The 24,455-nt window shown below is 33.8% G+C and carries 25 protein-coding genes and 1 tRNA gene; 11 read left to right on the forward strand and 15 right to left on the reverse strand.

Annotation, left to right across the window (positions count from 1 at the left end):
- Positions 1-44: 44 nt before the first annotated feature.
- From ACFFGA_RS04245 to ACFFGA_RS04255, 3 genes are all read right to left on the reverse strand, one after another.
- Positions 45-1,994, reverse strand: a complete 1,950-nt coding sequence (locus ACFFGA_RS04245; RefSeq protein ID WP_386060115.1) for a DUF7849 domain-containing protein — start codon at positions 1,992-1,994, stop codon at positions 45-47.
- Between the two features lie 136 nt (positions 1,995-2,130).
- Positions 2,131-3,156 carry a hypothetical protein gene (locus tag ACFFGA_RS04250; protein ID WP_386060118.1) on the reverse strand — a complete coding sequence of 342 codons (1,026 nt, stop codon included), beginning with the start codon at positions 3,154-3,156 and terminating at the stop codon, positions 2,131-2,133.
- Between the two features lie 76 nt (positions 3,157-3,232).
- Positions 3,233-3,670 carry a hypothetical protein gene (locus ACFFGA_RS04255; protein ID WP_386060121.1) on the reverse strand — a complete coding sequence of 146 codons (438 nt, stop codon included), beginning with the start codon at positions 3,668-3,670 and terminating at the stop codon, positions 3,233-3,235.
- A 143-nt stretch (positions 3,671-3,813) separates the two neighbouring features.
- On the opposite strand from ACFFGA_RS04255, the gene ACFFGA_RS04260 reads away from it, so the two are divergent.
- The 10 genes from ACFFGA_RS04260 to ACFFGA_RS04305 all read left to right on the forward strand — a co-directional run bounded on the left by ACFFGA_RS04260 (position 3,814) and on the right by ACFFGA_RS04305 (position 10,397).
- Positions 3,814-4,395 (forward strand): RNA polymerase sigma factor, encoded by a 582-nt coding sequence (locus ACFFGA_RS04260; RefSeq protein WP_386060124.1) that lies wholly within the window; start codon positions 3,814-3,816, stop codon positions 4,393-4,395.
- Between the two features lie 4 nt (positions 4,396-4,399).
- Positions 4,400-5,143, forward strand: a complete 744-nt coding sequence (locus tag ACFFGA_RS04265; RefSeq protein ID WP_386060126.1) for a tetratricopeptide repeat protein — start codon at positions 4,400-4,402, stop codon at positions 5,141-5,143.
- Positions 5,144-5,193: 50 nt separating this feature from the next.
- The gene (locus tag ACFFGA_RS04270) at positions 5,194-5,961 is read left to right on the forward strand and encodes a TatD family hydrolase (protein ID WP_386060129.1); all 768 of its coding nucleotides are present in this window, start codon (positions 5,194-5,196) and stop codon (positions 5,959-5,961) included.
- 3 nt (positions 5,962-5,964) lie between these two features.
- Positions 5,965-6,990 (forward strand): asparaginase, encoded by a 1,026-nt coding sequence (locus ACFFGA_RS04275; RefSeq protein WP_386060132.1) that lies wholly within the window; start codon positions 5,965-5,967, stop codon positions 6,988-6,990.
- A 74-nt stretch (positions 6,991-7,064) separates the two neighbouring features.
- Positions 7,065-7,152: transfer RNA gene (locus tag ACFFGA_RS04280), tRNA-Ser, on the forward strand.
- 75 nt (positions 7,153-7,227) lie between these two features.
- Positions 7,228-7,995, forward strand: coding sequence for a MotA/TolQ/ExbB proton channel family protein (locus ACFFGA_RS04285; protein ID WP_386060134.1), 768 nt, complete (start codon positions 7,228-7,230; stop codon positions 7,993-7,995).
- 16 nt (positions 7,996-8,011) lie between these two features.
- A complete protein-coding gene (locus ACFFGA_RS04290; RefSeq protein ID WP_386060137.1) occupies positions 8,012-8,482 on the forward strand; it encodes a hypothetical protein in 471 nt (156 codons plus the stop codon).
- Between the two features lie 6 nt (positions 8,483-8,488).
- Positions 8,489-9,124, forward strand: coding sequence for an ExbD/TolR family protein (locus ACFFGA_RS04295; protein ID WP_386060140.1), 636 nt, complete (start codon positions 8,489-8,491; stop codon positions 9,122-9,124).
- Positions 9,125-9,135: 11 nt separating this feature from the next.
- Entirely contained in the window at positions 9,136-9,600 is a 465-nt protein-coding gene (locus ACFFGA_RS04300) for an ExbD/TolR family protein (RefSeq protein WP_386060142.1), read from the forward strand.
- 98 nt (positions 9,601-9,698) lie between these two features.
- Complete coding sequence (locus ACFFGA_RS04305; protein ID WP_386060144.1) at positions 9,699-10,397, forward strand: porin family protein; 699 nt, start codon at positions 9,699-9,701, stop codon at positions 10,395-10,397.
- On the opposite strand, the gene ACFFGA_RS04310 is transcribed toward ACFFGA_RS04305, so the two are convergent.
- The 7 genes from ACFFGA_RS04310 to pyrH form a co-directional block, all read right to left on the reverse strand.
- The gene (locus ACFFGA_RS04310) at positions 10,392-11,000 is read right to left on the reverse strand and encodes a hypothetical protein (protein ID WP_386060147.1); all 609 of its coding nucleotides are present in this window, start codon (positions 10,998-11,000) and stop codon (positions 10,392-10,394) included. The genes ACFFGA_RS04305 and ACFFGA_RS04310 overlap by 6 nt on opposite strands.
- 15 nt (positions 11,001-11,015) lie before the next feature.
- On the reverse strand, positions 11,016-12,482 hold the full coding sequence (gene rpoN / locus ACFFGA_RS04315; protein ID WP_386060150.1) for an RNA polymerase factor sigma-54: 1,467 nt from the start codon (positions 12,480-12,482) through the stop codon (positions 11,016-11,018).
- A 77-nt stretch (positions 12,483-12,559) separates the two neighbouring features.
- Positions 12,560-13,993: an asparagine--tRNA ligase gene (asnS, locus tag ACFFGA_RS04320; RefSeq protein WP_386060153.1), complete on the reverse strand. Its 1,434-nt coding sequence runs from the start codon at positions 13,991-13,993 to the stop codon at positions 12,560-12,562.
- A gap of 21 nt (positions 13,994-14,014) precedes the next feature.
- Positions 14,015-16,435, reverse strand: a complete 2,421-nt coding sequence (locus ACFFGA_RS04325; protein WP_386060156.1) for an efflux RND transporter permease subunit — start codon at positions 16,433-16,435, stop codon at positions 14,015-14,017.
- Positions 16,436-16,570: 135 nt separating this feature from the next.
- The gene (locus tag ACFFGA_RS04330; RefSeq protein ID WP_386060159.1) at positions 16,571-17,851 is read right to left on the reverse strand and encodes a DUF5686 family C-terminal domain-containing protein; all 1,281 of its coding nucleotides are present in this window, start codon (positions 17,849-17,851) and stop codon (positions 16,571-16,573) included.
- Positions 17,852-18,003: 152 nt separating this feature from the next.
- Complete coding sequence (gene frr, locus ACFFGA_RS04335; RefSeq protein ID WP_386060162.1) at positions 18,004-18,558, reverse strand: ribosome recycling factor; 555 nt, start codon at positions 18,556-18,558, stop codon at positions 18,004-18,006.
- Between the two features lie 45 nt (positions 18,559-18,603).
- Positions 18,604-19,311 carry a UMP kinase gene (pyrH, locus tag ACFFGA_RS04340; RefSeq protein ID WP_386060165.1) on the reverse strand — a complete coding sequence of 236 codons (708 nt, stop codon included), beginning with the start codon at positions 19,309-19,311 and terminating at the stop codon, positions 18,604-18,606.
- A gap of 151 nt (positions 19,312-19,462) precedes the next feature.
- Here pyrH and ACFFGA_RS04345 point away from each other — a divergent pair, with 151 nt between their 5' ends.
- Positions 19,463-20,371: a DUF2135 domain-containing protein gene (locus ACFFGA_RS04345; RefSeq protein WP_386060168.1), complete on the forward strand. Its 909-nt coding sequence runs from the start codon at positions 19,463-19,465 to the stop codon at positions 20,369-20,371.
- Between the two features lie 80 nt (positions 20,372-20,451).
- Here ACFFGA_RS04345 and tsf read toward each other — a convergent pair whose 3' ends face one another.
- The 5 genes from tsf to ACFFGA_RS04370 all read right to left on the reverse strand — a co-directional run bounded on the left by tsf (position 20,452) and on the right by ACFFGA_RS04370 (position 24,447).
- A complete protein-coding gene (gene tsf, locus ACFFGA_RS04350) occupies positions 20,452-21,426 on the reverse strand; it encodes a translation elongation factor Ts (protein WP_386060171.1) in 975 nt (324 codons plus the stop codon).
- 81 nt (positions 21,427-21,507) lie between these two features.
- Positions 21,508-22,275, reverse strand: a complete 768-nt coding sequence (rpsB, locus tag ACFFGA_RS04355; protein WP_386060181.1) for a 30S ribosomal protein S2 — start codon at positions 22,273-22,275, stop codon at positions 21,508-21,510.
- Positions 22,276-22,489: 214 nt separating this feature from the next.
- Positions 22,490-22,876: a 30S ribosomal protein S9 gene (gene rpsI, locus ACFFGA_RS04360; protein ID WP_386060187.1), complete on the reverse strand. Its 387-nt coding sequence runs from the start codon at positions 22,874-22,876 to the stop codon at positions 22,490-22,492.
- Positions 22,876-23,331 carry a 50S ribosomal protein L13 gene (rplM, locus tag ACFFGA_RS04365; RefSeq protein WP_386060190.1) on the reverse strand — a complete coding sequence of 152 codons (456 nt, stop codon included), beginning with the start codon at positions 23,329-23,331 and terminating at the stop codon, positions 22,876-22,878. Before rplM ends, rpsI begins: the two co-directional genes overlap by 1 nt.
- Before the next feature lie 159 nt (positions 23,332-23,490).
- Positions 23,491-24,447: an L-threonylcarbamoyladenylate synthase gene (locus ACFFGA_RS04370; RefSeq protein WP_386060193.1), complete on the reverse strand. Its 957-nt coding sequence runs from the start codon at positions 24,445-24,447 to the stop codon at positions 23,491-23,493.
- Positions 24,448-24,455: the final 8 nt, after the last annotated feature.

Consider the following 24,455-nt stretch of genomic DNA (forward strand, 5'->3'; position numbering starts at 1 on the left):
ATATGTAGCAAATTCTCATAACGTTTATAGGGAATTATGAACAACTAAAATTTCCAAATAGCATATAGTTGTAGATAGTTGTAATCCTCTTTTAGGTTAAAGACATAACGTGCACCAAGACTTGGTCCAATACGAGCAAAGCCAGCTGTAGCCTCAATCAGAAAACCAGACCTAAAGTTTGTAAACGACTCCTTAATTTCAGCACTACTTTCTTCAGTATTAAAAACTGGAGCATCAGGATTTTGCCCTTCAAACTGCTCAATTAAAACGGATTGATCTCGCTTTTCACTTACCGAAATAGTGCCAATGACTCCTGCACCCAAACCAATATAATTATTGACGTTGTATCTTAAGAGTACTGGTATTTCCCAATCAATATTTTTATAACTGTTTTCTGTTGTGGTACGTTGAAAAAACACAAAGCCTTGACTATCTACTAACTCTTCTTGTACCGAAGTATTGCCATTAAATGAGTGTAGACTGTTTAATAATTCCACTTGCCAATACCAACGGTACGATTTGTAAGGAGAAATAGTAGCTCCCAAAAAATAACTCTCAGAATTTTTTAAATCAGAAAACGAATTGTAACCCACTTTTGCACCTATAGAAATCCCAGGCAAAAAACGCGTTGTAGAATAATTGGTTATAATCGGTTCGTTCTTGTCAAAAATAATAGCAGTGCGCGATTTTGTTTTCTTTTTGTGAAAATCCTTAGCAAACTTTATACGGTATTGCACAAAACCTTTAGTGCTGTCATACTCCTTTACATTTTTCTGCTCGCTACCTGGCAAATAAATATTCTTGAAGGTAAATATAGCCTGCTTATCGGTATAGGTAGTATCTAAGCAACTGTATTCCACTTCACGTTTTGGACAAATTTTTACCTTGGGATACATGTCTAATACTTCAATTGAGGATTTATCGAACATATCTGGTATGTCTGTTTCTAATCGAATTGTTCTTGCTGGTCCTTCACCATTGTTTTGAAAACGGATTTTAAATTTCGGCTTTTTAAAGCGTACCAATCTATAATTCATAAATGTGGCATTAGAAGACATTTTGTTGGGATCGTGAGATGTTACAATCTCCATTTCCATATCCTTAACATTATGATTATCGTATGCATCATCAGGAACATAAACGCCTCTTACCGAAATAATTGCGCTAGTATCCTTAAGCATTTCTCTGGTGGTTTTAAACGTATAGAATACATGTCGTTCTTCGTTGGGTTCCATATTACTAAATTGTAACTGACTAGAATTTCTATATTCCATTTTAGCTTCATCTAAAGTTAGTGGAAGATTTTTGCGTTCCGTTGTGTCTTGTAGTTGAGTCCTGAGTGGCTTTACGTCATGGTCAACGGATGCATAATAAATAGGGTTGTCTAGCTTAGAAGTAAATACTAAATCTTCAGTGTTAAGAATAGTTTCATTATGATACGTTCTTGTATCTACTAGGTTAAAGTTATCGGCATTATACTTAGATTCATTATAAAACAAAAACAATTTTCCGTTTGTGGTGTAGTTTTTTTTGTTTTTATAGCTAAATACTACAACAATATCATCATTCGGTACAGGTTCCCTATTGCGTTGAAGGTTTAAAGCACCGTCCATGGATGCTTCCTCTTGGTAATTAGTGTCTGCATTGGTTACGTTAATCTTTTTTGGTCGCGATACAGGTGGTTTTCCTGTGCCATAATTATTTGTAGCCCACAACCTAACGGTGTACTCACCATTCTTTTTATAAGATTTTATAGGATTTTTTTCTTTACTAAATGTACCATCTCCAAACTCCCAAAAATTGCTGTAAAACGCTTTTGGCGCACCAGCAATTTGGTTGAGCTCTGGCGCGTTAGGAGTAAATTCTATTTGGTTACCAACAGCTTTATGCTCTATATTGGCAATGGGCCTTAAGGTGTCTATTTCTGTATTTTGCTGTGTAAAGGCAAGTAATGGACAGCAAAGGATTAAGAAAAATGCGATTGTAGATTTCATTATGATGGATTTAGCATGAATAAATTTAACAATTAAAATTTAAGGGCATAATATTGTGGATATTCCTAAATATATTTTAGCACAAAAAGTCAGAAAAATTAATTTCTGACTTTTATAAACTAAAGTAGGCATTGGCTTATGGTAAACCATTTATCAAAGCGGTTAATGTAGCTTCAGTACCTACGGTAGTTTCCCCTAAATTAAACGTTATAATATCATCTGCGACAATGGTTACAGGCTTAATAGCATATCTCCAAACACCATCGTCTTCAGTAACAAAAATGACATGACATTCTAATCCAATAGGAATTTGTCCATAATGCTCACTAAACAGATTTAATGTGCCATCATAAGTATCTAACTGTGCTAAACCTGTATCCTCTCCATCATACGATAAATACACAGCACTATTGGTATAGTTATAGCCAACAGGTGGTTGTACCTGTATTTGTGTTTTTGGTCTTGGATCACTGTAAAAACGATCTACATTAGACCAGCCAAACCCTTCGAGTAAACTGTAATATTGATCTCCTTCACCAAATACACCACCTTGTCCGGTTGCGTCATCTACTTCGTCCCAAGTAAGATCTCCTTCAGCATTTATTACACCTTCCCAAAGTGTCATTGCGGCATCAGTGCCACCTGTTAAGGCAGATGGTATAATTAATTGTAATCCGCAGTTTGTTTCGAGTTCATTTCCGTTTTGCGTTGCTTCAATAAAAAATTCTCCACCAGAAATCAATAAAGCTTTATCTCCGTTAGGTAACTCACCCATAGTAGGTTTGTTAGTGGCAAGCATACTGCCTTTATCAAAAAGCTCTACATACTCTACGTCAACATTTCCGGTTACCGGATTTCCGTTAAGGGTTAAACAGTTACCGTTAATATTAATCTGTACTCCATTTGCAGATGTTAAAGTTACATTACCATCTTCTGCATTAAAATTAAAGTTTTGTGTACGGGCTTCTAAAGCAGTGTTTCTAAGGTTTGCAAACTCTTGTGCTAAAGGTGGGTTACAAGGACCATCACAGTCATTGTCAGAGTCATCCGATGTGCTACAGCTTTGTGCCAATAGCAAGATCATTAATAAGGTTCCGAAAATTCGGTTTAGCTTGTTGCTCGTTGTGTTTACATAGATTTGAGCGTTTTTTGTGGTTTTCATAATATAGGTTTTTTATGGTTATACATTTTTATATAAACAGGGCAACGGATATGTTACCCTGCTTTTAGATTTTTTTCTAAAGTTTTTTACTTGCAATTACTTTATAGCTTACAATATCACCTTTAGCTACGAGTGCAATCATTTTTTTGGCAGTAGCTTCTGAAGATGCAAATCCATCAGAATTTCCATAGTTACTTTCTACTTTCCAATAATAAAGTCTGTTGTTATTATTACTAGCTTCTGATGCCAACATTTTAAAGCTTGTGATTTGCTGTTCTAAAACAATTTCTCCATTACTAAATAGTTTAATCATTCTTTTGGCTTCTTCAAGGCTTTGTGCAGTTCCTGAACTTTCTCCATTTCTGGTAGTTACTTTCCAATCGTAAACTTCTACAATATTGTCTTCATTGATTTCTACAGAGATTTCACTGTTAAGAGTCATTTTTAGATTTATAGCATTTAAAGTTGTTAACCCTAATACTACTGTTGCGATAATTAAAATTGATTTTCTCATGATTTCTAATTTTTAAAATGGTTTAATTTTTTGTTTGTTCGTCAATTAAAATTTTGACTGTTACACCCTTATATAAATTCATGTTTAAAATTGTTACCCTTATGTGGTGAAGTTTTTTTAAATTCGTTGCAAACAAAGGGTTTATGAGCGATAAAAAAATTCACGAAGACCAAAAATATATAGATGGTTTAGCTAAGAACAATGGCTTTATAATACAGACCATTTATGATAAGTTTGTTCCCAAAGTGGTTAATTATATAAAACAGAATAGTGGAGATACAGCTAAAGCTCAAGATATAGTACAAGACACTTTGGTGACCATATATAATCAGGCTCATCAAAAAGACCTACAATTGACATGTCCATTTGATGCCTACTTTTTTCTGTTGTGTAAACGAAAATGGCTGAACGAACTCAAAAAAAACAATAAAAAGGAGGTAACAATTAATGAGGAGGTGTTATCTAAGGATGATGCTGCGCAACAACTCTCTTTTGAAACTTCGATTTTTGAAGAAAAACAAGCATTATTCAACGAAATGTTTCAAAAGCTAGGTGATGCCTGTAAAGATTTGCTCAAAGCAACCTTTAAGATAAAATCCATGGAAGAAGTGGCGGCAAGCCTCAATGTGAGTTATGCCTATGCCAGAAAGAAAAAATCGCTTTGTATTGGGCAACTGACCAAGTTGGTGCAAGCATCACCTAAATTTAACCAACTTAATTATTAATGGGATGAAAGAACAAGATTATATAGCGTTTGAAGATTATTTATCAGGAAACTTGAGTGATGAAGAACAATCTAAATTTGAAACTCGTCTACAAACAGAACCTGACTTTAATGAAGCTTTTAAATTATACAAAGGTCTGTATAACCATTTGGATCATCATATTGGGTCTCAAGATAAAATAACCGATTTTAAGGAGAATCTAAAGAAAATTTCAAATAAACATTTTGGCAATGAAACATTGATGCAACGAAACGAGTCTACCGTAAAACCAAAAAGATTTTACCGCATAGCTATTGCCGCGAGTGTGGTAATTTTATTGGGTTTCTTTTTGTTTAGCCAATTTACAAGTCCAAGTTATTCAGATTACAACAATTTTGATGCAATAAGTTTAACTGTAAGAGGTGGTAATGAACTTAGTACAAAAGCAGAGAATGCCTTTAATTCAAAAAATTACAATGAAGCAGTTTTGCTGTTTGAAGAATTATTAAAAGAAAACCCTTCAAACTTAGAAGTGGAATTATACAAAGCACTTGCCTTGATAGAAACGGATGGCTTTGCCGAAGCTGATATGATTTTAAACAAAATTTCAAAAACAAATTCAGCATATAAAAATAAAGCCAAATGGTATTTAGCATTAAGTAAACTAAAGCAAAATAAAGAAGAAGATTGCATTACTGTTTTAAAGACAATTCCCAAAGAAGCCGAAGATTATAGTACAGCACAAAAACTCTTACGGAAGTTAGAATAAAAGCTCAAAAAAGTCGTCAAAACCATGATGGCTTTTTTACTTTTGCAGCAATGATAATTACAGATACACATACCCATTTATATAGTGAAGCCTTTGATGAGGATAGAACTGAGATGATAAAACGTGCCATAGATGCTAATATCAAACGGTTTTTTATTCCTGCTATAGATTCAACTTATACCGAATCCATGCTTCAACTCGAAAAAGATTTTCCTGAAAACATATTCTTAATGATGGGATTACACCCAACACATGTAAAAGAAAACTTTAAGGAAGAATTAGCTCATATGGAAGAAATGCTCGCTAAGAAAAAGTTTTATGCAGTTGGTGAAATTGGTATAGACCTATATTGGGATAAAACAACTTTGGGTATTCAGATTGAAGCTTTTAAGCATCAAATTAACTTGGCAAAAAAGTATAAACTTCCTATTGTAATCCATTGTAGGGAGGCATTCGATGAAATTTTCGAAGTATTAGAGCAGGAAAAATCAGATGATTTATTTGGAATTTTTCATTGTTTCACTGGTACAAAAGCACAAGCCGAACAAGCAATATCATACAATATGAAATTAGGTATTGGTGGGGTTGTAACTTTTAAAAATGGTAAGATAGATCAGTTCATCAATCAAATAGATTTAAAGCATATTGTGTTAGAAACCGATTCGCCATATTTAGCGCCAAAACCATATCGTGGAAAACGAAATGAAAGCTCCTATATATATATGGTATTGGAAAAATTATCCGAACTTTACGGAATGAGTATAGAAGAGGTGGCGAAAATTACTACTGAAAACTCAAAACAAGTATTTGGAATTTAATCTATGCAAAAACCTAATATTCTTTTAATATATACAGGCGGCACTATTGGAATGATAAAAGATGCTGATTCAGGAGCATTGAGAGCATTCGATTTTGATAGTCTCTTAGTAAAAATTCCAGAACTACGTCTTTTAGACTGTAATATAGAAACAGTGTCTTTTAAAGAGCCCATAGATTCATCTAATATGAATCCTCAATATTGGGCAGATATTGCCAAAATTATTGAGGCTAACTATCAGTCTTTTGAAGGTTTTGTAGTGTTGCACGGTAGTGACACAATGAGTTATTCTGCATCTGCTCTAAGCTTTATGCTAGAAAACCTTTCTAAACCAGTAATATTTACAGGATCTCAATTACCAATAGGTGATTTGCGTACAGACGCTAAAGAGAATTTAATTACTTCTATTCAAATGGCATCTATGCACACAAATGGAGAACCTATAATAAAGGAAGTATGTCTTTATTTTGAATATAAATTATATAGAGGTAACCGAACTGCAAAAATTAACGCAGAGCATTTTGAAGCCTTTGAGTCACTTAATTATCCACATTTAGCAGAATCTGGAGTACATATAAAAATAAACACTGAATATTTGTGGCAACCAAAACCAAATCAAAACTTGATTGTTCGTACAGCTATGGATACAAATGTGGGAATATTAAAACTCTTTCCAGGAATTTCTAAGCCTATTGTCACTGCTGTGCTCAAAAGTCGATTAATAAAAGGACTGATTTTAGAAACTTATGGATCTGGTAATGCTACTACAGAACCTTGGTTTATTAATTTAATTAGAGATGCCATTGCAAAAGGGTTATATATAATTAATGTAACCCAATGTGTAGGTGGTAGTGTTTCAATGGGTCAGTACGAAACAAGTTCGCAATTAAAATCAATTGGTGTCATCTCAGGAAAGGATATAACTACAGAAGCAGCGATAACAAAACTCATGTATCTTTTGGGTGAAAATATAGAGCCAAGTACATTTAAATCTGTTTTTGAAACCTCCCTCAGAGGAGAAATGTCTTAAAATTAACGGCATAAATTTCAGTGTTTGAAGTTTTTTTTGTTATTTGGCATACTGTAATTTTTGATAAAATTTACAGAGAGGTGGCCGAGTGGTCGAAGGCGCACGCCTGGAAAGTGTGTATACTCCAAAAGGGTATCGAGGGTTCGAATCCCTTCCTCTCTGCTGATATTTTACGCAATTGTTACATTATTTTTTTTATCTTTAACACTTTAACTAATAAAATTAAGATTCAGAACAATGAAAAGATTATTTTCTATCCTCGCCATTACATGTTTATTGGCTATCGGAACAGTTAACGTTAATGCAACGACATTAGCTACTACTACAACAGCTGTAACAACAAGTGTAACTCAAGCAGAACCAGCTTCTGAAGATTTGAGTTTCCATCAAGAATTAAAAAAGCGTTTTATTGAAGGTGGCCCAGGCTTTATGGGTATTGTATTATTATGTTTAATTCTTGGTTTAGCTATCGCTATAGAGAGAATTATCTTTTTAAACCTTTCTACAACAAACACTAAAAAATTAACCCAAAATGTAGAAGATGCATTAAACTCTGGTGGTATTGAAGCTGCTAAGGAAGTTTGTAGAAATACAAAAGGACCTGTTGCTTCTATATTCTATCAAGGTTTAGATAGAGCAGACGAAGATTTGGATGCTGCTGAAAAAGCTGTTGTGGCTTACGGTGGAGTACAAATGGGACAATTAGAAAAGAATGTATCTTGGATATCTTTATTCATCGCTTTAGCACCAATGCTTGGTTTCATGGGTACGGTAATTGGTATGATTCAAGCCTTTGATAAAATTGAAGCTGCTGGTGATATGCAACCGTCTTTAGTAGCCGGTGGTATTAAAGTAGCACTTTTAACAACAGTATTTGGTCTTATTGTAGCTATTATACTTCAAATTTTTTACAACTACATCATCGCTAAGATTGATAGTATTGTAAATGATATGGAAGATGCATCAATTACATTGATGGATTTATTAGTAAGACACAAAAAATAAAAAGACCACATAAATTATGTTACATAAAGTATTAAAAATAGTAGCGGCTCTAATTAGTCTCTTGGGTATTGTTTCTTTAGTTAGAATTATATCCAAAGGTGATGACGCAATAGATGCAGCTGCTCAAGCAGGAGATACTGCTATAGTTGAGCCAATGGCATGGGCAGCATATATTATGCTTGGTCTGGTATTGGTATTCGTAATAGTCTTTGTTCTAAAGAATCTATTTACAAACTCAGCAGGTCTTAAGAACACATTAATAGGAGTTGGAGCATTTGTGGCAGTATTGGTCATTGCTTATGTATTGTCAGACAATGAAAACCCTATAATGAATGATGGCAAGTATCTTTTTAAGTATGGAGATAAAGCAGCAACAAGTAATGAAATTCAAATGTCTGGAGCAGGCTTAGTAGCTTTCTATATTTTACTAGCACTAGCTGCAATTACAATGGTTTTCTCAGGAGTTAAAAAAATAATCAGTAAATAATATAGTATGGCAAAAAGATCGGCACCAGAAGTAAATGCAGGTTCAATGGCTGACATTGCTTTCTTACTACTTATCTTCTTCCTAGTTACTACAACTATAGAAAAGGACAAGGGATTATTAAGAAGTTTGCCACCTATTGACGACTCTGAGGTAGAACCACCTATTATTAAACAGAAAAATTTATTTACTGTACTTGTAAGTCGTGATAACCAATTGCTCGTAGAAGAAGAGCTTATGGAGATGAAAGACTTAAGACAAGCGGCAATAGAATTTCTTGATAATGGAGGAGGCACAAATGCCGAAGGTGAAAGTTGTGACTATTGCAAAGGAAAACGTTTAGAGGATTCTTCAGATCATCCAGACAAAGCTATTATCTCAATGAAACATGATAGGGAAACCTCTTATGAGAAATACATAGAAGTACAGAACGAATTAGTTGCTGCTTATAATTTCTTAAGAGAAAGAGAGGCATCAAGATTATACAAAAAGTATTATCCAAATGCTGATAAAGTGTTTACCGCCATGTTAGAAGAGAAGGAGAAAAACCAATTTAGCAAGGATGAGGTTCTTAATGAACGTATTGAAACGATTAAGAAGCTTTACCCTATGAAATTGTCTGAAGCAGAACCAGATAAAAATTAAAAGTAACAATTATGTCAAAGTTTAAAAAAGGAAAACAAGGAGATTTACCGGCAATTTCAACGGCATCCTTACCTGATATTGTATTTATGTTGCTTTTCTTTTTCATGGTAGCAACCGTTATGCGTGATAGTTCTTTAATGATTGAGAATAAATTACCAAGCGCAGATCAGGTAGAAAAGCTTAAAAAGGACAGAACAACCTTTATCTATGCAGGTAAGCCAAGCAGTCAGTATAAGCACCTAGGTACTGAACCTAGAATTCAGTTTAACGATGCAATAATTGGAGTTGAAGACGTAAAACCTTCAATACTTCAGGCAATAGCAGATATGAATGAAGAATTACAAAGTAAAGTAGTTGTAGGTCTTAAAGTTGATAAGGAAACCCATGCTGGTTTAGTGTCAGACATTAAGCAGGAGCTACGTAAAGCTAATGCACTTAAAGTAATGTATATTGCTAATGTAAAAACTGAAGAATAATAAAATTCTTAATTTTATAGAAGAAACGTCCTGAGTAATTAGGACGTTTTTTTATTGTATAATAAGAAACTCAATCAAAGATTTTGTAGATTTATCTTATGAAGTACTACATATTACTTTTAATGATTTTTGTAGGTTATTTTGCTGTTTCACAAAACGAGGATAGCACTGATAAATCAGAACTTTATAAAAATTACAGGGAAGACCAATTTTATATATCGGTAACCTATAATTTACTTGCCAACAAGCCTAAGGATGTAAATCAGAATGGGTTTTCGTCTGGAATTCATTTTGGCTTTATAAGAGATATGCCTATCAATGAGCGTAGAAATGTTGCTATTGGTTTAGGTGTTGGGCTATCATCCAACTCCTATAATCAAAATATAGCTATTTTGGAAGATGGCAACGACATAACCTATAGTGTCATTGATGAAAGTGAAATTAATGTTTCTAAAAATAAATTTACTACTTACTTAATTGAAGTGCCAATAGAATTTAGATGGCGTACATCTACAGCTACAGAATACAACTTTTGGCGTATATATCCAGGGTTTAAAATGGGTTATTTATTTTATAATTCTACAAAATTTAAGAGTGATGCTGGAGATGAAAAATTATCTAATCTAGATGATTTTAATAAGCTGCAATACGGATTAACGCTTAGTGTAGGATATGGTACTTGGAATTTTCATGTTTACTATGGCCTAAATTCAATTTTTGATAGCAATGCAAAACTAGATGGTACATCTATTGATGCAAAGTCGTTTAAATTAGGTTTGATGTTTTACATCTTATAACCAATAGTTCAAAAATATCAACTGCGGAAATAATCCTATAAAAACACCTATAATCAACTCCTGATTGGTGTGTGCGTTTAAGTGCAAACGCGATGTAGCAATAGCACCAAGAACTATCATCATTAAAGCTATGGTACCGTTAATGTTTATTTGGTAATGGATACCAATTGCCACGGCAAACATAAAAAAACCCGAAGCAGCAATCATATGTATACTTGCCTTTACCTTAAAAATAGCTAGAATAAAACAAGCTAGTGTAGAACATAATATTCCTAAGAAGAAGAAATACAGCTCTACTATTTCGTTTGGTGTTAGTACACGTACGAGGATTAAAACTAAGATTATACAATTAATAAATAATGGGATTAAGCGCTCTTTTGTACTTTCTAAATAAATTGTTTCCACTTTATTAATGGTTTTAAGTAAAAAGAAGAGCAGAATAGGTAGAATGATAGTAAGGATTACAATAGAAAAAATTTTTGCATGTTGAATAGGCTCTGGAATAAAACGCGGTGTTTTATGAAAATAAAATACAACACCTAACAAAGGCATAATCAGCGGATGAAAAACAAACGAGATACTTTTTAGAATAAAATCTTTCATCCAAATGTATTGTTCTTATAGTTCTTTTCTTAGTCTAGCTACAGGAATATCTAATTGTTCTCTGTATTTAGCTACTGTACGTCTGGCAATAGGATACCCTTTTTCTTTTAAAATTTTAGCAAGTGCTTCGTCTGTTAGCGGTTTCTTTTTATTTTCTTCCTCTATTACAGTTTCTAAAATTTTCTTTATCTCTCTTGTAGAAACTTCCTCTCCTTGATCGTTGGTCATGGATTCAGAGAAGAATTCTTTAATCAATTTGGTACCATAAGGAGTATCTACATACTTGCTATTTGCTACACGAGAGATGGTAGAGACATCCATTTCTATTTCATCAGCTATGTCTTTTAAAATCATAGGACGAAGTTTACGCTCATCACCAGTTAAAAAGTATTCTTTTTGATATTCCATTATAGAACTCATGGTAACAAATAAAGTTTGCTGACGCTGTCTTACAGCTTCTATAAACCACTTAGCCGCATCTAACTTTTGCTTTATAAACATTACGGCATCTTTCTGAGCTTTAGATTTTTGTTTGGCGTCTTTGTAGCCTTTAAGCATATTGTTGTACTCCCTAGATACATGAAGCTCTGGAGCATTTCTGCCATTAAGTGTTAACTCTAATTCACCATCAACAATCCTAATAGCAAAATCAGGAACTATATGTTCTACAATTTTGTTGTTGCCAGCATAAGAACCTCCCGGTTTAGGATTAAGACGCTCAATTTCTTCAATAGCATCTTTGAGTTGTTCTTCATTGATGTTGAACTTTTGCATCAATTTTTTATAGTGCTTTTTAGTAAATTGCTCAAAAGCTTTATCTATAATGGCTGTTGCTAATTCCACATCTGGATGCTGTTCTTTTCTATGTAACTGAATACTTAAACATTCTTGTAGATTTCGTGCAGCCACACCAGCAGGATCTAGCTGATGTACAATATGTAATACCTTTTCAACTTCTTCCTCAGTTGTATATACGTTTTGAGTAAATGCCAAATCATCTGTAATATCAGATAATGAGCGACGAATATAGCCGCTTTCATCTACACTACCTACTAAGAAATAAGCAATTTCTTCTTCAGTTTCTGATAGTCTAAATGTATTTAATTGATTAATTAAATGTTGTGTAAACGACGTACCTGCGGCATAAGGCACATTTTTTTCTTCATCATCTGCACTGTAATTGTTGGCTTGCGTACGGTATTCAGGAATTTCGTCATCACTTAGATATTCATCAACATTAATATCTTCAGCATCAATAGTGTCATTGTCGTTATAGTCTTCCGTAGAATTATCAAATTCGTCAAAGCTATCTTCTGTAGATTCCGATTCTTTACCAGTATCTAAAGCCGGATTTTCTTCCAACTCTTGTTTTAAACGTTGCTCAAAAGCCTGTGTAGGTAACTGAATCAACTTCATCAACTGAATCTGCTGAGGTGATAGCTTCTGTGATAGTTTAAATTGTAAATACTGTTTTAGGGCCATAATTATATATCTGTAAATATAAAAGTACTAAAAAAACCTGTTAGGTTTTTGAAACCCGACAGGTTTAATGTATGATTTTAAAACTCTGCGTTTTGAGGTGTACGAGGATAAGGGATTACATCTCTGATATTGCCCATACCAGTTGCAAACATTACCAAACGCTCAAAACCTAAACCAAAACCTGAATGCACAGCAGTACCATATTTACGTAAATCTAAATACCACCATAATTCTTCTTCTGGTATGTCTAAGGCTTTCATCTTTTCTTTTAATACGTCCAGACGCTCCTCACGTTGCGAGCCTCCAACCATTTCACCAATGCCAGGGAAAAGAATATCCATGGCTCTAACGGTTTTGCCATCCTCATTTAAACGCATATAGAACGCTTTGATGTTTGCTGGATAATCAAATAATATTACTGGACATTTAAAGTGTTTTTCAACTAAGAAACGTTCGTGCTCAGATTGTAAATCTGCTCCCCATTCTTCAATGATATAATTGAATTTCTTTTTCTTATTTGGCTTAGAGTTTCTTAAAATATCAATGGCTTCGGTATAGCTAACACGTTTAAAGTTGTTATCAACTACGAATTTAATTTTTTCAATTAAGCTCATTTCACTACGTTCAGCCTGAGGTTTTGTTTTTTCCTCGTCTAATAATCTCTTTTCTAAAAATTCTAAGTCTTCCTTGTTATTTTCTAAAACATAGCTTAACACAGATTTCATAAAATCTTCTGCTAAATCCATGTTGCCTGCCAAATCCATAAAAGCCACTTCAGGTTCTATCATCCAGAACTCAGCTAAGTGACGCGATGTGTTAGAGTTTTCTGCTCTAAATGTTGGTCCAAAGGTGTAAACCTTACCAAGAGACATGGCATAGGTTTCAGCTTCTAACTGACCAGAAACTGTTAAGTTGGTTTCTTTTCCGAAGAAATCTTCTTTATAATTTACGTCTCCGTCTTCTGTTAATGGAGGGTTTTTAGCGTCTAAGTTTGTTACTCTAAACATTTCACCAGCACCTTCAGCATCACTACCAGTAATTATTGGTGTGTGCATGTAATAGAAACCATTCTCATTAAAGTACTTGTGAATTGCAAATGATAATGATGAACGTAAACGCATTACAGCACTAAACGTACTAGTTCTGGTGCGCAGATGTGCATTCTCTCTTAAAAATTCAAAAGAGTGTTTTTTGGGCTGAATAGGATAGGTTTCAGGATCGGAATCTCCTAAAATCTCTAATTCTTTAACCTGTATTTCAACAGACTGTCCTTTTCCTTGGCTTTCTACAAGCTCGCCAGTAATATGTATTGCAGCACCTGTAGTGATACGTTTTAAAAGGTTTTCGTCAAAATTTTCAAAATCTACAACGCATTGAATATTATTTATGGTAGAACCATCATTTAAAGCTATAAAACGGTTAGCTCTAAAAGTTCTAACCCATCCTTTTACGGTAACATCTTGTAAGGTTACATCTTGCGATAATAATTCTGCTACAGTTTTTGTTGTCATTTTTTAATTATTTTGAAAATGCTAAGATAAATTTTCTTGTTCGTTTTTAGTGTCCATTTCATCATCATCGTCAGAAGGAATAATATCAATTGCTGGTTTGCGCAATACTTCTTTATTGGCGATGTTTCTTTCTAAAGATAATAACAATGATGGTAATAATAGTAAGTTAGAAAGCATAGCAAATAACAAAGTTATTGATACTAATGCTCCTAAGGCAACCGTACCGCCAAAACTCGATATGGTGAATACAGAGAATCCAAAAAACAAAACAATTGAAGTATAAAACATACTTACTCCGGTTTCACGAAGCGCAGCATAAACGGATTTTCTAATTTTCCAGTGATTTGCTTGTAGCTCTTGCCTGTATTTTGCCAAGAAATGAATGGTATCATCGACTGAAATACCAAAAGCTATACTAAACACCAATATAGTTGAAGGTTTAATAGGCACACCTACATAACCCATTAAACCAGCTGTGACTATTAGAGGCAACAGGTTAGGGATAAGCGATACAATTATCATTCTAAAAGAACGAAAAAGATAAGCCATAAACAACGAAATAAGGAAAATGGCAAGCGTTAAAGAAATGATTAAATTTCGAACTAGATATTTTGTGCCTTTTTGAAATACTAAAGCCTTACCAGTCATAGTGACTTCGTAACGTTCTTTAGGGAAAACTTTATCAATTTTATTTTGAAGGTTTTCTTGAATACGTTCCATTTTATCCGTACCAATATCCTTCATAAAAGTTGTGATACGTGCGTATTGCCCTGTGCTATCCACAAAATTTCTAAGCAGATCTACATCAGATGATGAGTTTCTGGCATAGGATAGGATAAAGCTATTTTCTTGGCTTGTTGGCAACTGATAATATTTGGGATTTCCGTTGTAATAAGCTTGTTTACTATATTTAACTAAGCTAACAACTGATATAGGTTTTGATAGTTCTGGTGTTTCAACAATTAGTTCCTCTAACTCATTTATACGTTTTAAAGTTGCCAATTTCATGACTCCTTTTTTACGCTTTGTGTCTACCATAATTTCTAATGGCATAATACCATTAAATTCATCTTCAAAAAATCGAATATCCTTAAAAAACTGCTTGTCTTTAGGCATGTCTTCTATTAAGCTGCCAGATATTTCTATTTTGTACATTCCAATTATACTCGCAATAATTAGAATAAAAGCTGTAACATAAATGGTAATTTTTTTATGCTTTACCATGCGCTCCATCCAATTAACAAAGCCACCAATCCATCGTTTATTAAGATGTTCTAAATGGCGATCCTTTGGATAAGGCAAAAAGGTGTAAATTATAGGAATGATGAGTAAACACAAAATGAATATTGCCAAAATACTTAACGATGCTACGATACCAAATTCCTTTAGTAATGTACTTTCTGTTAAGATGAATGTAGCAAAACCAGAAGCCGTTGTTACATTGGTCATTAACGTAGCATTACCTACTTTGGTGATAACCCTTTGTAATGATTTTACTTTATTACCATGAGACCTTACCTCATGCTGATATTTGTTTATTAAAAAAATACAATTAGGAATACCAATTACAATGATTAAAGGTGGAATTAAAGCTGTAAGCACAGTAATCTCGTAGCCTAATAAGCCTAATATACCAAACGTCCACATTACACCAATGCACACCACAATTAGTGAAATAAAGGTGGCTCTAAACGACCTAAAGAATAAAAAGAAAATTAGAGAGGTAATTAAAAGCGCAGCGCCAATAAAAATAGGAATTTCATCAACAATATTTTGGGCATTAAACGTTCTGATATATGGCATACCAGAAACACGAACATTTAACTTTGTGTCGTTATAAAACGCATCAATTTTAGGTTGTAACACCTTAATTATAAAATCTTTACGTGCAGAAGTGTTTACAATATCTTTCTTTAAGTAAATAGCCGTACGAATTGTTTTAGTTTCTGCATTAAACAGGAAGTTATCGTAAAAGGGGTATTTCTTAAATAAGTCGTTTTGAAGCGTGTTTATCTGCTCAATACTAGATATAGAATCTTTTATAAATGGCTCTAAATCAAACTGTTCTTTATTGGTGTTTTTTACTAATTTTTGAAGATCTTTTATGGAAAGTACCGTTTCAACTTCGTCATAAGGTTTAAAGGATTCGGCAAGTTTGTTCCATGCATTGAGTTGTTTTACTGAAAACAAACTCGAGTCTTTAACGCCAAGTACAATAAGGTTGCCTTCTTCTCCAAAGATTTTTAGAAAATCGTTATAAATTAAATTAACCTCGTGGTCATCGGGTAGCATATTAGCTTCTGTATAAGTAAAGCGCATATGTTTCCATTGCATGCTAAAAAATACAGTTGCCGCGATAACAGTAATAAGAATAAAGATTTTATTACGAAGAATAATTCTCGCAATGGCTTCCCAAAATCCTGTGGTTAAAAGTTTAAACATGCTAATTTTCGTGTTCTTTTTTTTACTTACTTTTCTAAAGGAATATTATAATTTCCATAGGCAAGTAAAAACGAGCCGCAAAGGTAGAAAAAACCTAAGGATTTGCTAGGGATTTAACAGTAATATAATACCGTTTTATAGCGAAATATTAAAGGTAAACTTAAAAGCAATATTATCTTCTAATTCTGGTAAGTGGTATGCGCCATAACGATAAGCAAAGCTAAAGCCAAACCCAAAGAGCAGTTTGTTGATTTCAAAACCAGACTCTGAGTAAAGTTTATTTAATGTTCCAAAACCGATACCTTGGTGTCTGTCAATACTATTCATATCTCCAATGGCATAGCGTGAAATGATGACCAATTGTGGTTTGAACCATTCTGAAATTTTAAATGGACTGAAGTAGTGTTTTAATTGTAAGGTCGAAAACTTATCGCTAAAAAACTCATTAAAATACATGGTTTCAAAACTATTAAGACCAGCCACAGAAAACCGTTGAAGTATAGTTTCTTTAGTGATATTATTAGGGTAGGCATGGTACAAATGTGTTAGCGGAGCTTCTCCTCCTGCAATGCCAGCGACCAAAGTAATATTTGTTACTGCATTATTTTTGTGGGTAAACTGTTGAATGGTTCTAAAATCTAATTTCGAGAAATTAAAATCGCTATTAAAAATAGATTTGAAACTTTGCGTTAATTGTAGTGTGAACTTTGGAAATCCTTCTTTAACTGTTTTTACATTGTCTTTTGAAACTTCAATTTTATTAAATGGACTCCATTGCAAACCAAATTTTGCTGTACTTATATTAAAGCTATTGTAACTTTCGTCGTCTAATAAAAAATTATAGAAGTATGTTGGACTTATGTTACTAATACCAAACTGAGTCTCTGATAATAGCTTATTAGAAAAGCGATGTTCTACCGCAATAGATTTTGTAATATGTCTATGGAATAAGTTAATGTTTAAAAGTCGTGGTTCAAAAAAAGTAAAAAATCGCTTATCAGTTAAGAAGGTTGAACTTCCGGTTTCCATAAGGTCATCCGTATACCTAAAATTAACCCAAGTGTTGTGAGCTTCATTAACTCTAAAACCACCACCAGCACTAAATTTAACACGTTTGTCTTTAAAACCGTAAACGATATAACCATTTAAGCGATAGCGGTTAGAAAACCTATTGTTAGTTACACCTCCTAAGCCTGTTCTAAAACCTTCGTACTGGTTAAACTTTACTAAATAACGTAAATCCGCACTAAAATAATTAAAGGGTAAAAAGCCATTTCCAATTTGTTTTATAAACTCTATTTTTTTAATAGAGTCTTGCTTTTTTTGGATAGAGTCTTTTTCTTTTTTAATAGGGTTTTGCGCAAAACTATTTGTTGCAAGGCTAAGAAGAAAAACAACAAATAAATGCTTTAGCATGTATATGGATTAAGATTAAAAACAGAAAACAATACCTTAAACTATAAATCAACACTAGTTTTAGACTCTTAAGGCATACATAAATTTAATTCCGAAAACGCTATCTATAGTAGATAGAAGTTCTTAATGACAAAATTTCAAAAATAATGGTATTACACCGTCATAATTTCTTTTTCCTTATTGTCTAGAATCGTATCTATTTTCTTAACGTAAGAATCGGTAAGTTCTTGTACATCAATTTCAGCATTAGCTTGCAGATCTTCAGAGGCATCTGTTTTTTTGATGTCGTGCATAGCGTCTCTACGTGCATTTCTTATACCTATTTTAGCATCTTCTGCTTCTGCTTTAGCTTGTTTCGCCAAGTCTTTACGACGTTCTTCAGTTAAAGGTGGAACATTAATGATAATCATTTCCCCATTATTCATAGGATTAAAACCTAAATTGGCAAGCATAATGCCACGCTCTATTTCTTGCAACATACTTTTTTCCCAAGGCTGTACTGAAATAGTTCTACCATCTGGCGTGTTGACATTCGCTACTTGATTTAAAGGAGTTTGAGAACCGTAATAATCTACCATTACGCTTCCAAGCATAGCAGGACTAGCCTTACCAGCTCTAATATTAACCAATTGTTTTTCTAGATGCTTTATTGCCGCATCCATTGCTTCTTTTGCGGTATCTATTATAAATTTAATGTCTTCGTTCATAATTTTTAAATTTTAATTGACAAATATCAAAAGTTAAGCCAAAACTTATAGGTTTACTTCTGTACCCACGTTTTCGCCAGAAACTACTTTAAGTAAATTCCCTTTTTTATTCATATCAAAAACTATAATTGGGAGCTCATTTTCTTGGCTCAAAGTAAAAGCAGTAGTGTCCATTACTTTTAATCCTTTACGCAGTACATCGTCAAATGTAATGTGGTCAAACTTTACAGCTGTACTGTCTTTTTCAGGGTCAGCAGTGTAAATTCCATCAACTCGAGTTCCTTTTAAAATAACATCAGCCTCTATTTCGATAGCACGTAAAACGGCAGCTGAATCTGTAGTAAAATACGGATTACCTGTTCCGCCTCCAAAGATAACAACTCTCCCTTTATTTAGATGGCTCATTGCTTTTCGTCTAATGAAAGGCTCAGCTACTTCATTTATTTTAATTGCAGTTTGTAAACGTGTTTTTACACCAGCATCTTCTAATGCATTTTGAAGTGCCAAACCGTTAATTACGGTTGCTAACATTCCCATGTGGTCACCTTGCACACGGTCCATACCGTTCATTGCGCCTGCAACACCTCTAAAAATATTTCCGCCTCCAATAACTATTGCAACTTCTACACCTAAATCGGTAATTTCCTTAATGTCTTTAGCATATTCACCTAAGCGTTCAGGATCTATACCGTATTGGCGGTTTCCCATTAGGGCTTCACCAGATAGTTTTAAGAGGATTCTTTTATACTTCATAACAGAATTTAAAGTTGAGCAAAGCTACATAATTATTAGCAGGTGTAAAAGTGAAAAATTAGGTTAATAAATATACCCATTATAAGGTATTGTTCTGTTGGATTAGAAGGAATAGTTTTAAGGACTATTAATCTATAAAAATTATTTTATTATGAAAAATGCAGTTAGAATGTTAATCTTTTTTACACTTTTTCTAGGGTGTAATAAGGATGAAAATGAAAGAATATCTGATCCAGATCGTGTAGCAGAACTAATGAATGCTAATTTGGAAATTTTAACTCCAGGTGTTTTTACAATAAATCCAGACGAGGTTACAATTGATAATTCTATTCAAATTATTAATAATGGATCTGGAGTTGTAGGTTTAGAAAGTGGCTCTCCAATGGATAATCAAATTACATTTAATGCACCAAATGGAAATGTAAATGCAGTAGGTATGAGATTTGGTACATCTGGACCAATTTATTTTGTGCCTGTTGACGCTAATGGTGTAACTGACGCTACTGCAACATTTTCCTTTTTAATTACAGAAGGTATATGTGATGACTTGTCAAGGATTTGCCATGATATTAGATGCTATGAATTTGCACAGACTACAAGTGGCGCAATTTCTGCGGCTAATATTCAAGATGTAGCTATGCTTTGTGGTAACTGTGACGAGCCATCTTGTCAAGGCCTTTTAGATAGCGCTGAATGTGGTCTTGCGGGTCTAGATGGAAGTCCTAGGTTTAATCTAACTTGGTCTGGTAATATAGATTTAGATTTATATGTTACAGATCCTAATGGTAATACAATTTCTTATATTAATCCATCATCGTCGTCTGGAGGAATGCTAGACATAGATTGCACAGGTGGATGTACTGGTGGTAATTCTGAAAATATTACATGGCCTGATGGTGGACCAAGTGGTCAATATACCTTTTATGTAAATAATTTTGATGGAGGAAACGCACCTTTTAATATTCAAATAAGAGATAATGGTCAGGATGTAAGTGCCTTTAGTGGGTCTACAAACATGTCTAACGACAATTCGCAAACTTATACTTATACAAAACAGTAAGTAAAAAAATAAAATAAGCCACTGTTCAATTATTGAACAGTGGCTTATATATAAAGACTCTTGTGTTTTACAGGAATTAATTATCCTACTGTAGCTCTTTTAAAACCTACAACTTCAACATCACCATAAGATTTTACATAATCAGCAACAGTTTGCTTTTCATCTTTGATGAATTTTTGATCTAATAAACATTGCTCTTGGTCTAGAGTGGTGTTATCTGAAATAAAACGCTCCATTTTACCTGGTAAAATTCTATCCCAAATTTGCTCTGGCTTACCTTCAGCTTTTAATTCTGCTTTTGCAGCTTCTTCAGCTTCAGCAATCACTTCTGGAGTTAATTGTGCCATTGAGATGTATTTAGGAACATTTTTTAATGTTTTACCTAAACGACCTAATTCAATATTGTCTTTTTCGATAACTGCAATACGAGCTTCGGTTTCTGAAGCAATATATGCTGGATCAAAATCTTTATAAGATAATGTAGTTGCACCCATAGATGCAACTTGCATTGCTACGTCTTTAACTAATGTTTCAACGTTATCTACTTTTGCAGATAAACCTACTAAAGCAGCAATTTTATTAATGTGAACATATTGTCCAACATAAGGTGCTTCTAATTTTTCAAAAGCAGTGATGTCTAATTTTTCACCAATAACACCAGTTTGCTCTGTTAACTTCTCAGCAACAGTCATACCACCAAAATCAGCAGCTAAAAACGCTTCTTTTGTGTCATAGTTTAATGCAACTTCTGCTAATTCATTAGCTAATGCAACAAAGTTTTCGTTTTTACCAACGAAATCAGTTTCACAACCTAATACAATAGCAACACCAGAAGTGTTATCTGCATTAATTTTTGCGATAGCAGCACCTTCAGAAGAATCTCTGTCGGCTCTTTTTTCTGCTACTTTTTGTCCTTTTTTACGTAAAACTTCAATGGCTTTATCAAAATCACCACCAGCTTCAACTAAAGCTTTTTTACAATCCATCATACCAGCACCAGTTGCTTGTCTTAGCTTGTTTACTTCTGCTGCTGTAATTTTTACAGTGTTTTCCATAGTTTTTAAATTTAAAAAGTCATTCAATTAGTTTTCAATTTGAAAAGAATTAAATGACTTTTAATATTGTATAAATGTTATTTATTCTTCTTCTTGAGCTGCTACAGGAGCTTTTTTAGCCTTAGCTGCAGGTTTCTCTTTGTCTTTGTTTTCTTTCTCAGATTTTCTTTCACTTAAACCATCAGCTACAGCAGAGGTTACAATAGATAAAATCTTATTGATAGATTTTGAAGCATCATCATTTGCTGGTATAACATAATCTACCTGACGTGGATCAGAGTTAGTATCTACCATTGCAAAGATTGGAATATTTAATTTCTGTGCTTCTTTAATAGCAATATGCTCACGCATAATATCAACAACAAATAAAGCACCTGGTAAACGTGTCATATCAGAGATAGAACCTAAGTTCTTTTCTAATTTTGCACGTAAACGGTCAACTTGTAAACGCTCTTTTTTAGATAAAGAGTTGAATGTTCCGTCTTTTTTCATTCTATCAATAGAAGCCATTTTCTTAACGGCTTTTCTAATAGTAACGAAGTTAGTTAACATTCCACCTGGCCAACGCTCAGTAATGTAAGGTTGGTTTACAGCACCTGCTTTTTCAGCTACGATGTCTTTAGCTTGTTTTTTTGTAGCAACGAATAAGATTTTCTTACCTGACGCAGCAATTTTAGCTAATGCATCAGAAGTTTCTTTAATTTTTGCTGCAGTTTTGTAAAGATTGATAATATGGATACCGTTACGCTCCATATAAATGTAAGGGGCCATGTTTGGATTCCACTTACGTGTAAGGTGACCAAAGTGTACACCTGCTTCTAGTAGTTCTTTTACTTCTACTTTTTCCATTTTTGTGATAGTTTACGTTCTGTTGAATTAGCAATGATTAAGTGGTTGCTTTCGCTCGCCTTAACCATTTAGATGCTAAACTAAATCCTCACGCTTTAACGTGATGGACAACAATAACTGGTTTTTTAAAGCTGAACTCGTTTCAGCTTCTTTTAATAAAAAATAATAATCCAGAATCTGCCGAAGCAGACTCTGAATAAAAAATTGTTGGATATTAACGTTTAGAGAACTGGAATTTCTTACGCGCTTTCTTCTGTCCGAATTTCTTACGCTCTACCATTCTTGGATCTCTTGTTAATAGACCTTCTGGCTTTAATACTAGTCTGTTTTCAGCATCTAGCTCGCACATTGCACGAGATAAAGCTAAACGTATTGCTTCTGCCTGGCCGGTGATACCACCTCCATATACGTTAACAGTAATATCAAAGTTGCCATCATTGTTAGTCATGGTTAAAGGTTGGTTTACTTTGTACTGCAATGGTGCAGTAGTAAAGTATTCCGCCATGTCTTTTTTGTTCACCGTGATGTTACCTTTTCCTTTGGCAACGTACACACGAGCAACAGCCGTCTTTCTACGGCCAATTTTGTGAATTACTTCCATTAGTTAATTTCGTTTAAATTAATTGCTTTTGGTTTTTGAGCTTCGTGAGCGTGCTCAATACCAGAAACAACAGTTAAATTTCTAAAAAGAGCTGCACCTAATTTGTTTTTAGGTAACATTCCTTTTACTGACTTCTCTACTAATCTGGTTGGGTCTTTCTCAAACATTTCAGTAGCAGTCAAGCTTCTTTGACCACCTGGATAACCTGTGTGACGGATATAACTTTTTTCCGTCCATTTGTTACCAGTTAAGTTGATTTTCTCTGCATTAACAACAATAACGTTGTCACCGCAATCAACGTGTGGCGTAAAATTAGGTTTGTGCTTTCCTCTCAAAAGTATTGCTACTCTTGAAGCTAAGCGACCTAAAGTTTGTCCTTCAGCATCAACTAAAACCCACTCCTTATTAACGGTAGCTTTGTTAGCAGAAACTGTTTTGTAGCTTAATGTATCCACACTAATTTGATTTATTATTGCGCGTTACAGCGCAAAAGATTAAACATTCCTCTTCCGAAAAAGAGTTTGCAAATTTACGACAACTTATTGGATTGGCAAACCTTAGTTAAGGTTTTTTTTAATTGAAAATCAAGGTATTCTAAGATAATGTGAATTTACCTATTTTGTTGCACGCTCCAAACGGTCATTTATAGATTTTCCTAGGCCATAATCTGGGAATTTTTCAGCAATAATAACATCGAGATGCATAAGATCTAATTGGTGTAATACATCATAAAGATTTGAAGCCGATTCTGCTAAGTCACCAGATTTTGAAAGCGCTATTTGGACTTCTATATTAGTGTTGTCAATTTCAGATTGAAAGGTTATTAATCCTACACGTTTATTCTTATAAAGACGGAGTGTCTCTAAAATAGTATTGGTTAAAACGGTCTTTGTCTTTGGAGCATAATGACGCTCTAACATACCAGGTGCATCTGGCGCAATTTCCTCTTTATTTTTTATCTCAATTTTTCCGACTACAGCTTCTATATCTTCAATTGCCGTAGAGCCTAAACGATAAATAATAGGTTCGTCATTTTCAAATCCTATTATTGTAGATTCTATACCACTCTTACATGATCCTCCGTCTAATACCATTTTAATAGCATCTTTAAAATAGGTTTCAACGTGCTGTGCAGTTGTTGGACTAATACTACTAAACGGATTGGCACTTGGTGCGGCTAAAGGGAAATCTAATTGTCTCAATAATGCTAAGCTTACAGAATGATTAGGTACACGCACTGCAACGGTATCTTTACCAGCAGTAATTAAATCTGGAATGGTATTTTTCTTTTTTAAGACCAAAGTTATTGGTCCTGGCCAAAAGGCTTCAGCTAAGAGTTTTGCTTTTTCAGGAACATAATCTACAATGATATCAAGATAATCAACCGAAGGAATATGAACGATTAGAGGGTTAAAAAACGGTCTTTTTTTAGTTTCAAAAATTGACTTTATTGCTTTTTCGCTATAGATGTTTCCGGCTAAACCATACACCGTTTCGGTTGGTATAGCCACAACTTCTTCAGCATTTAATAATGCGACAGCTTTTGATATGTCTTTTGAAATAATACTCATACTTACTT

Origin of the sequence: Winogradskyella pulchriflava (assembly GCF_042434315.1) — a bacterium.
Classification (GTDB): Bacteria; Bacteroidota; Bacteroidia; order Flavobacteriales; family Flavobacteriaceae; genus Winogradskyella; species Winogradskyella pulchriflava.

Bases quoted from the DNA above. Each gene is read 5' to 3' on its own strand.
- ACFFGA_RS04305 (WP_386060144.1), top strand. From the start codon at position 9,699: ATGAAGTACTACATATTACTTTTAATGATTTTTGTAGGTTATTTTGCT.
- ACFFGA_RS04295 (WP_386060140.1), top strand. From the start codon at position 8,489: ATGGCAAAAAGATCGGCACCAGAAGTAAATGCAGGTTCAATGGCTGAC.
- ACFFGA_RS04260 (WP_386060124.1), top strand. From the start codon at position 3,814: ATGAGCGATAAAAAAATTCACGAAGACCAAAAATATATAGATGGTTTA.
- asnS (WP_386060153.1), bottom strand. From the start codon at position 13,993: ATGACAACAAAAACTGTAGCAGAATTATTATCGCAAGATGTAACCTTA.
- ACFFGA_RS04285 (WP_386060134.1), top strand. From the start codon at position 7,228: ATGAAAAGATTATTTTCTATCCTCGCCATTACATGTTTATTGGCTATC.
- tsf (WP_386060171.1), bottom strand. From the start codon at position 21,426: ATGGAAAACACTGTAAAAATTACAGCAGCAGAAGTAAACAAGCTAAGA.
- ACFFGA_RS04310 (WP_386060147.1), bottom strand. From the start codon at position 11,000: ATGAAAGATTTTATTCTAAAAAGTATCTCGTTTGTTTTTCATCCGCTG.
- ACFFGA_RS04265 (WP_386060126.1), top strand. From the start codon at position 4,400: ATGAAAGAACAAGATTATATAGCGTTTGAAGATTATTTATCAGGAAAC.
- ACFFGA_RS04345 (WP_386060168.1), top strand. From the start codon at position 19,463: ATGAAAAATGCAGTTAGAATGTTAATCTTTTTTACACTTTTTCTAGGG.
- pyrH (WP_386060165.1), bottom strand. From the start codon at position 19,311: ATGAAGTATAAAAGAATCCTCTTAAAACTATCTGGTGAAGCCCTAATG.
- rpsI (WP_386060187.1), bottom strand. From the start codon at position 22,876: ATGGAAGTAATTCACAAAATTGGCCGTAGAAAGACGGCTGTTGCTCGT.
- rpoN (WP_386060150.1), bottom strand. From the start codon at position 12,482: ATGGCCCTAAAACAGTATTTACAATTTAAACTATCACAGAAGCTATCA.
- ACFFGA_RS04270 (WP_386060129.1), top strand. From the start codon at position 5,194: ATGATAATTACAGATACACATACCCATTTATATAGTGAAGCCTTTGAT.
- ACFFGA_RS04300 (WP_386060142.1), top strand. From the start codon at position 9,136: ATGTCAAAGTTTAAAAAAGGAAAACAAGGAGATTTACCGGCAATTTCA.
- ACFFGA_RS04370 (WP_386060193.1), bottom strand. From the start codon at position 24,447: ATGAGTATTATTTCAAAAGACATATCAAAAGCTGTCGCATTATTAAAT.
- rpsB (WP_386060181.1), bottom strand. From the start codon at position 22,275: ATGGAAAAAGTAGAAGTAAAAGAACTACTAGAAGCAGGTGTACACTTT.
- frr (WP_386060162.1), bottom strand. From the start codon at position 18,558: ATGAACGAAGACATTAAATTTATAATAGATACCGCAAAAGAAGCAATG.
- ACFFGA_RS04330 (WP_386060159.1), bottom strand. From the start codon at position 17,851: ATGCTAAAGCATTTATTTGTTGTTTTTCTTCTTAGCCTTGCAACAAAT.
- ACFFGA_RS04255 (WP_386060121.1), bottom strand. From the start codon at position 3,670: ATGAGAAAATCAATTTTAATTATCGCAACAGTAGTATTAGGGTTAACA.
- ACFFGA_RS04325 (WP_386060156.1), bottom strand. From the start codon at position 16,435: ATGTTTAAACTTTTAACCACAGGATTTTGGGAAGCCATTGCGAGAATT.
- ACFFGA_RS04245 (WP_386060115.1), bottom strand. From the start codon at position 1,994: ATGAAATCTACAATCGCATTTTTCTTAATCCTTTGCTGTCCATTACTT.
- ACFFGA_RS04250 (WP_386060118.1), bottom strand. From the start codon at position 3,156: ATGAAAACCACAAAAAACGCTCAAATCTATGTAAACACAACGAGCAAC.
- ACFFGA_RS04290 (WP_386060137.1), top strand. From the start codon at position 8,012: ATGTTACATAAAGTATTAAAAATAGTAGCGGCTCTAATTAGTCTCTTG.
- ACFFGA_RS04275 (WP_386060132.1), top strand. From the start codon at position 5,965: ATGCAAAAACCTAATATTCTTTTAATATATACAGGCGGCACTATTGGA.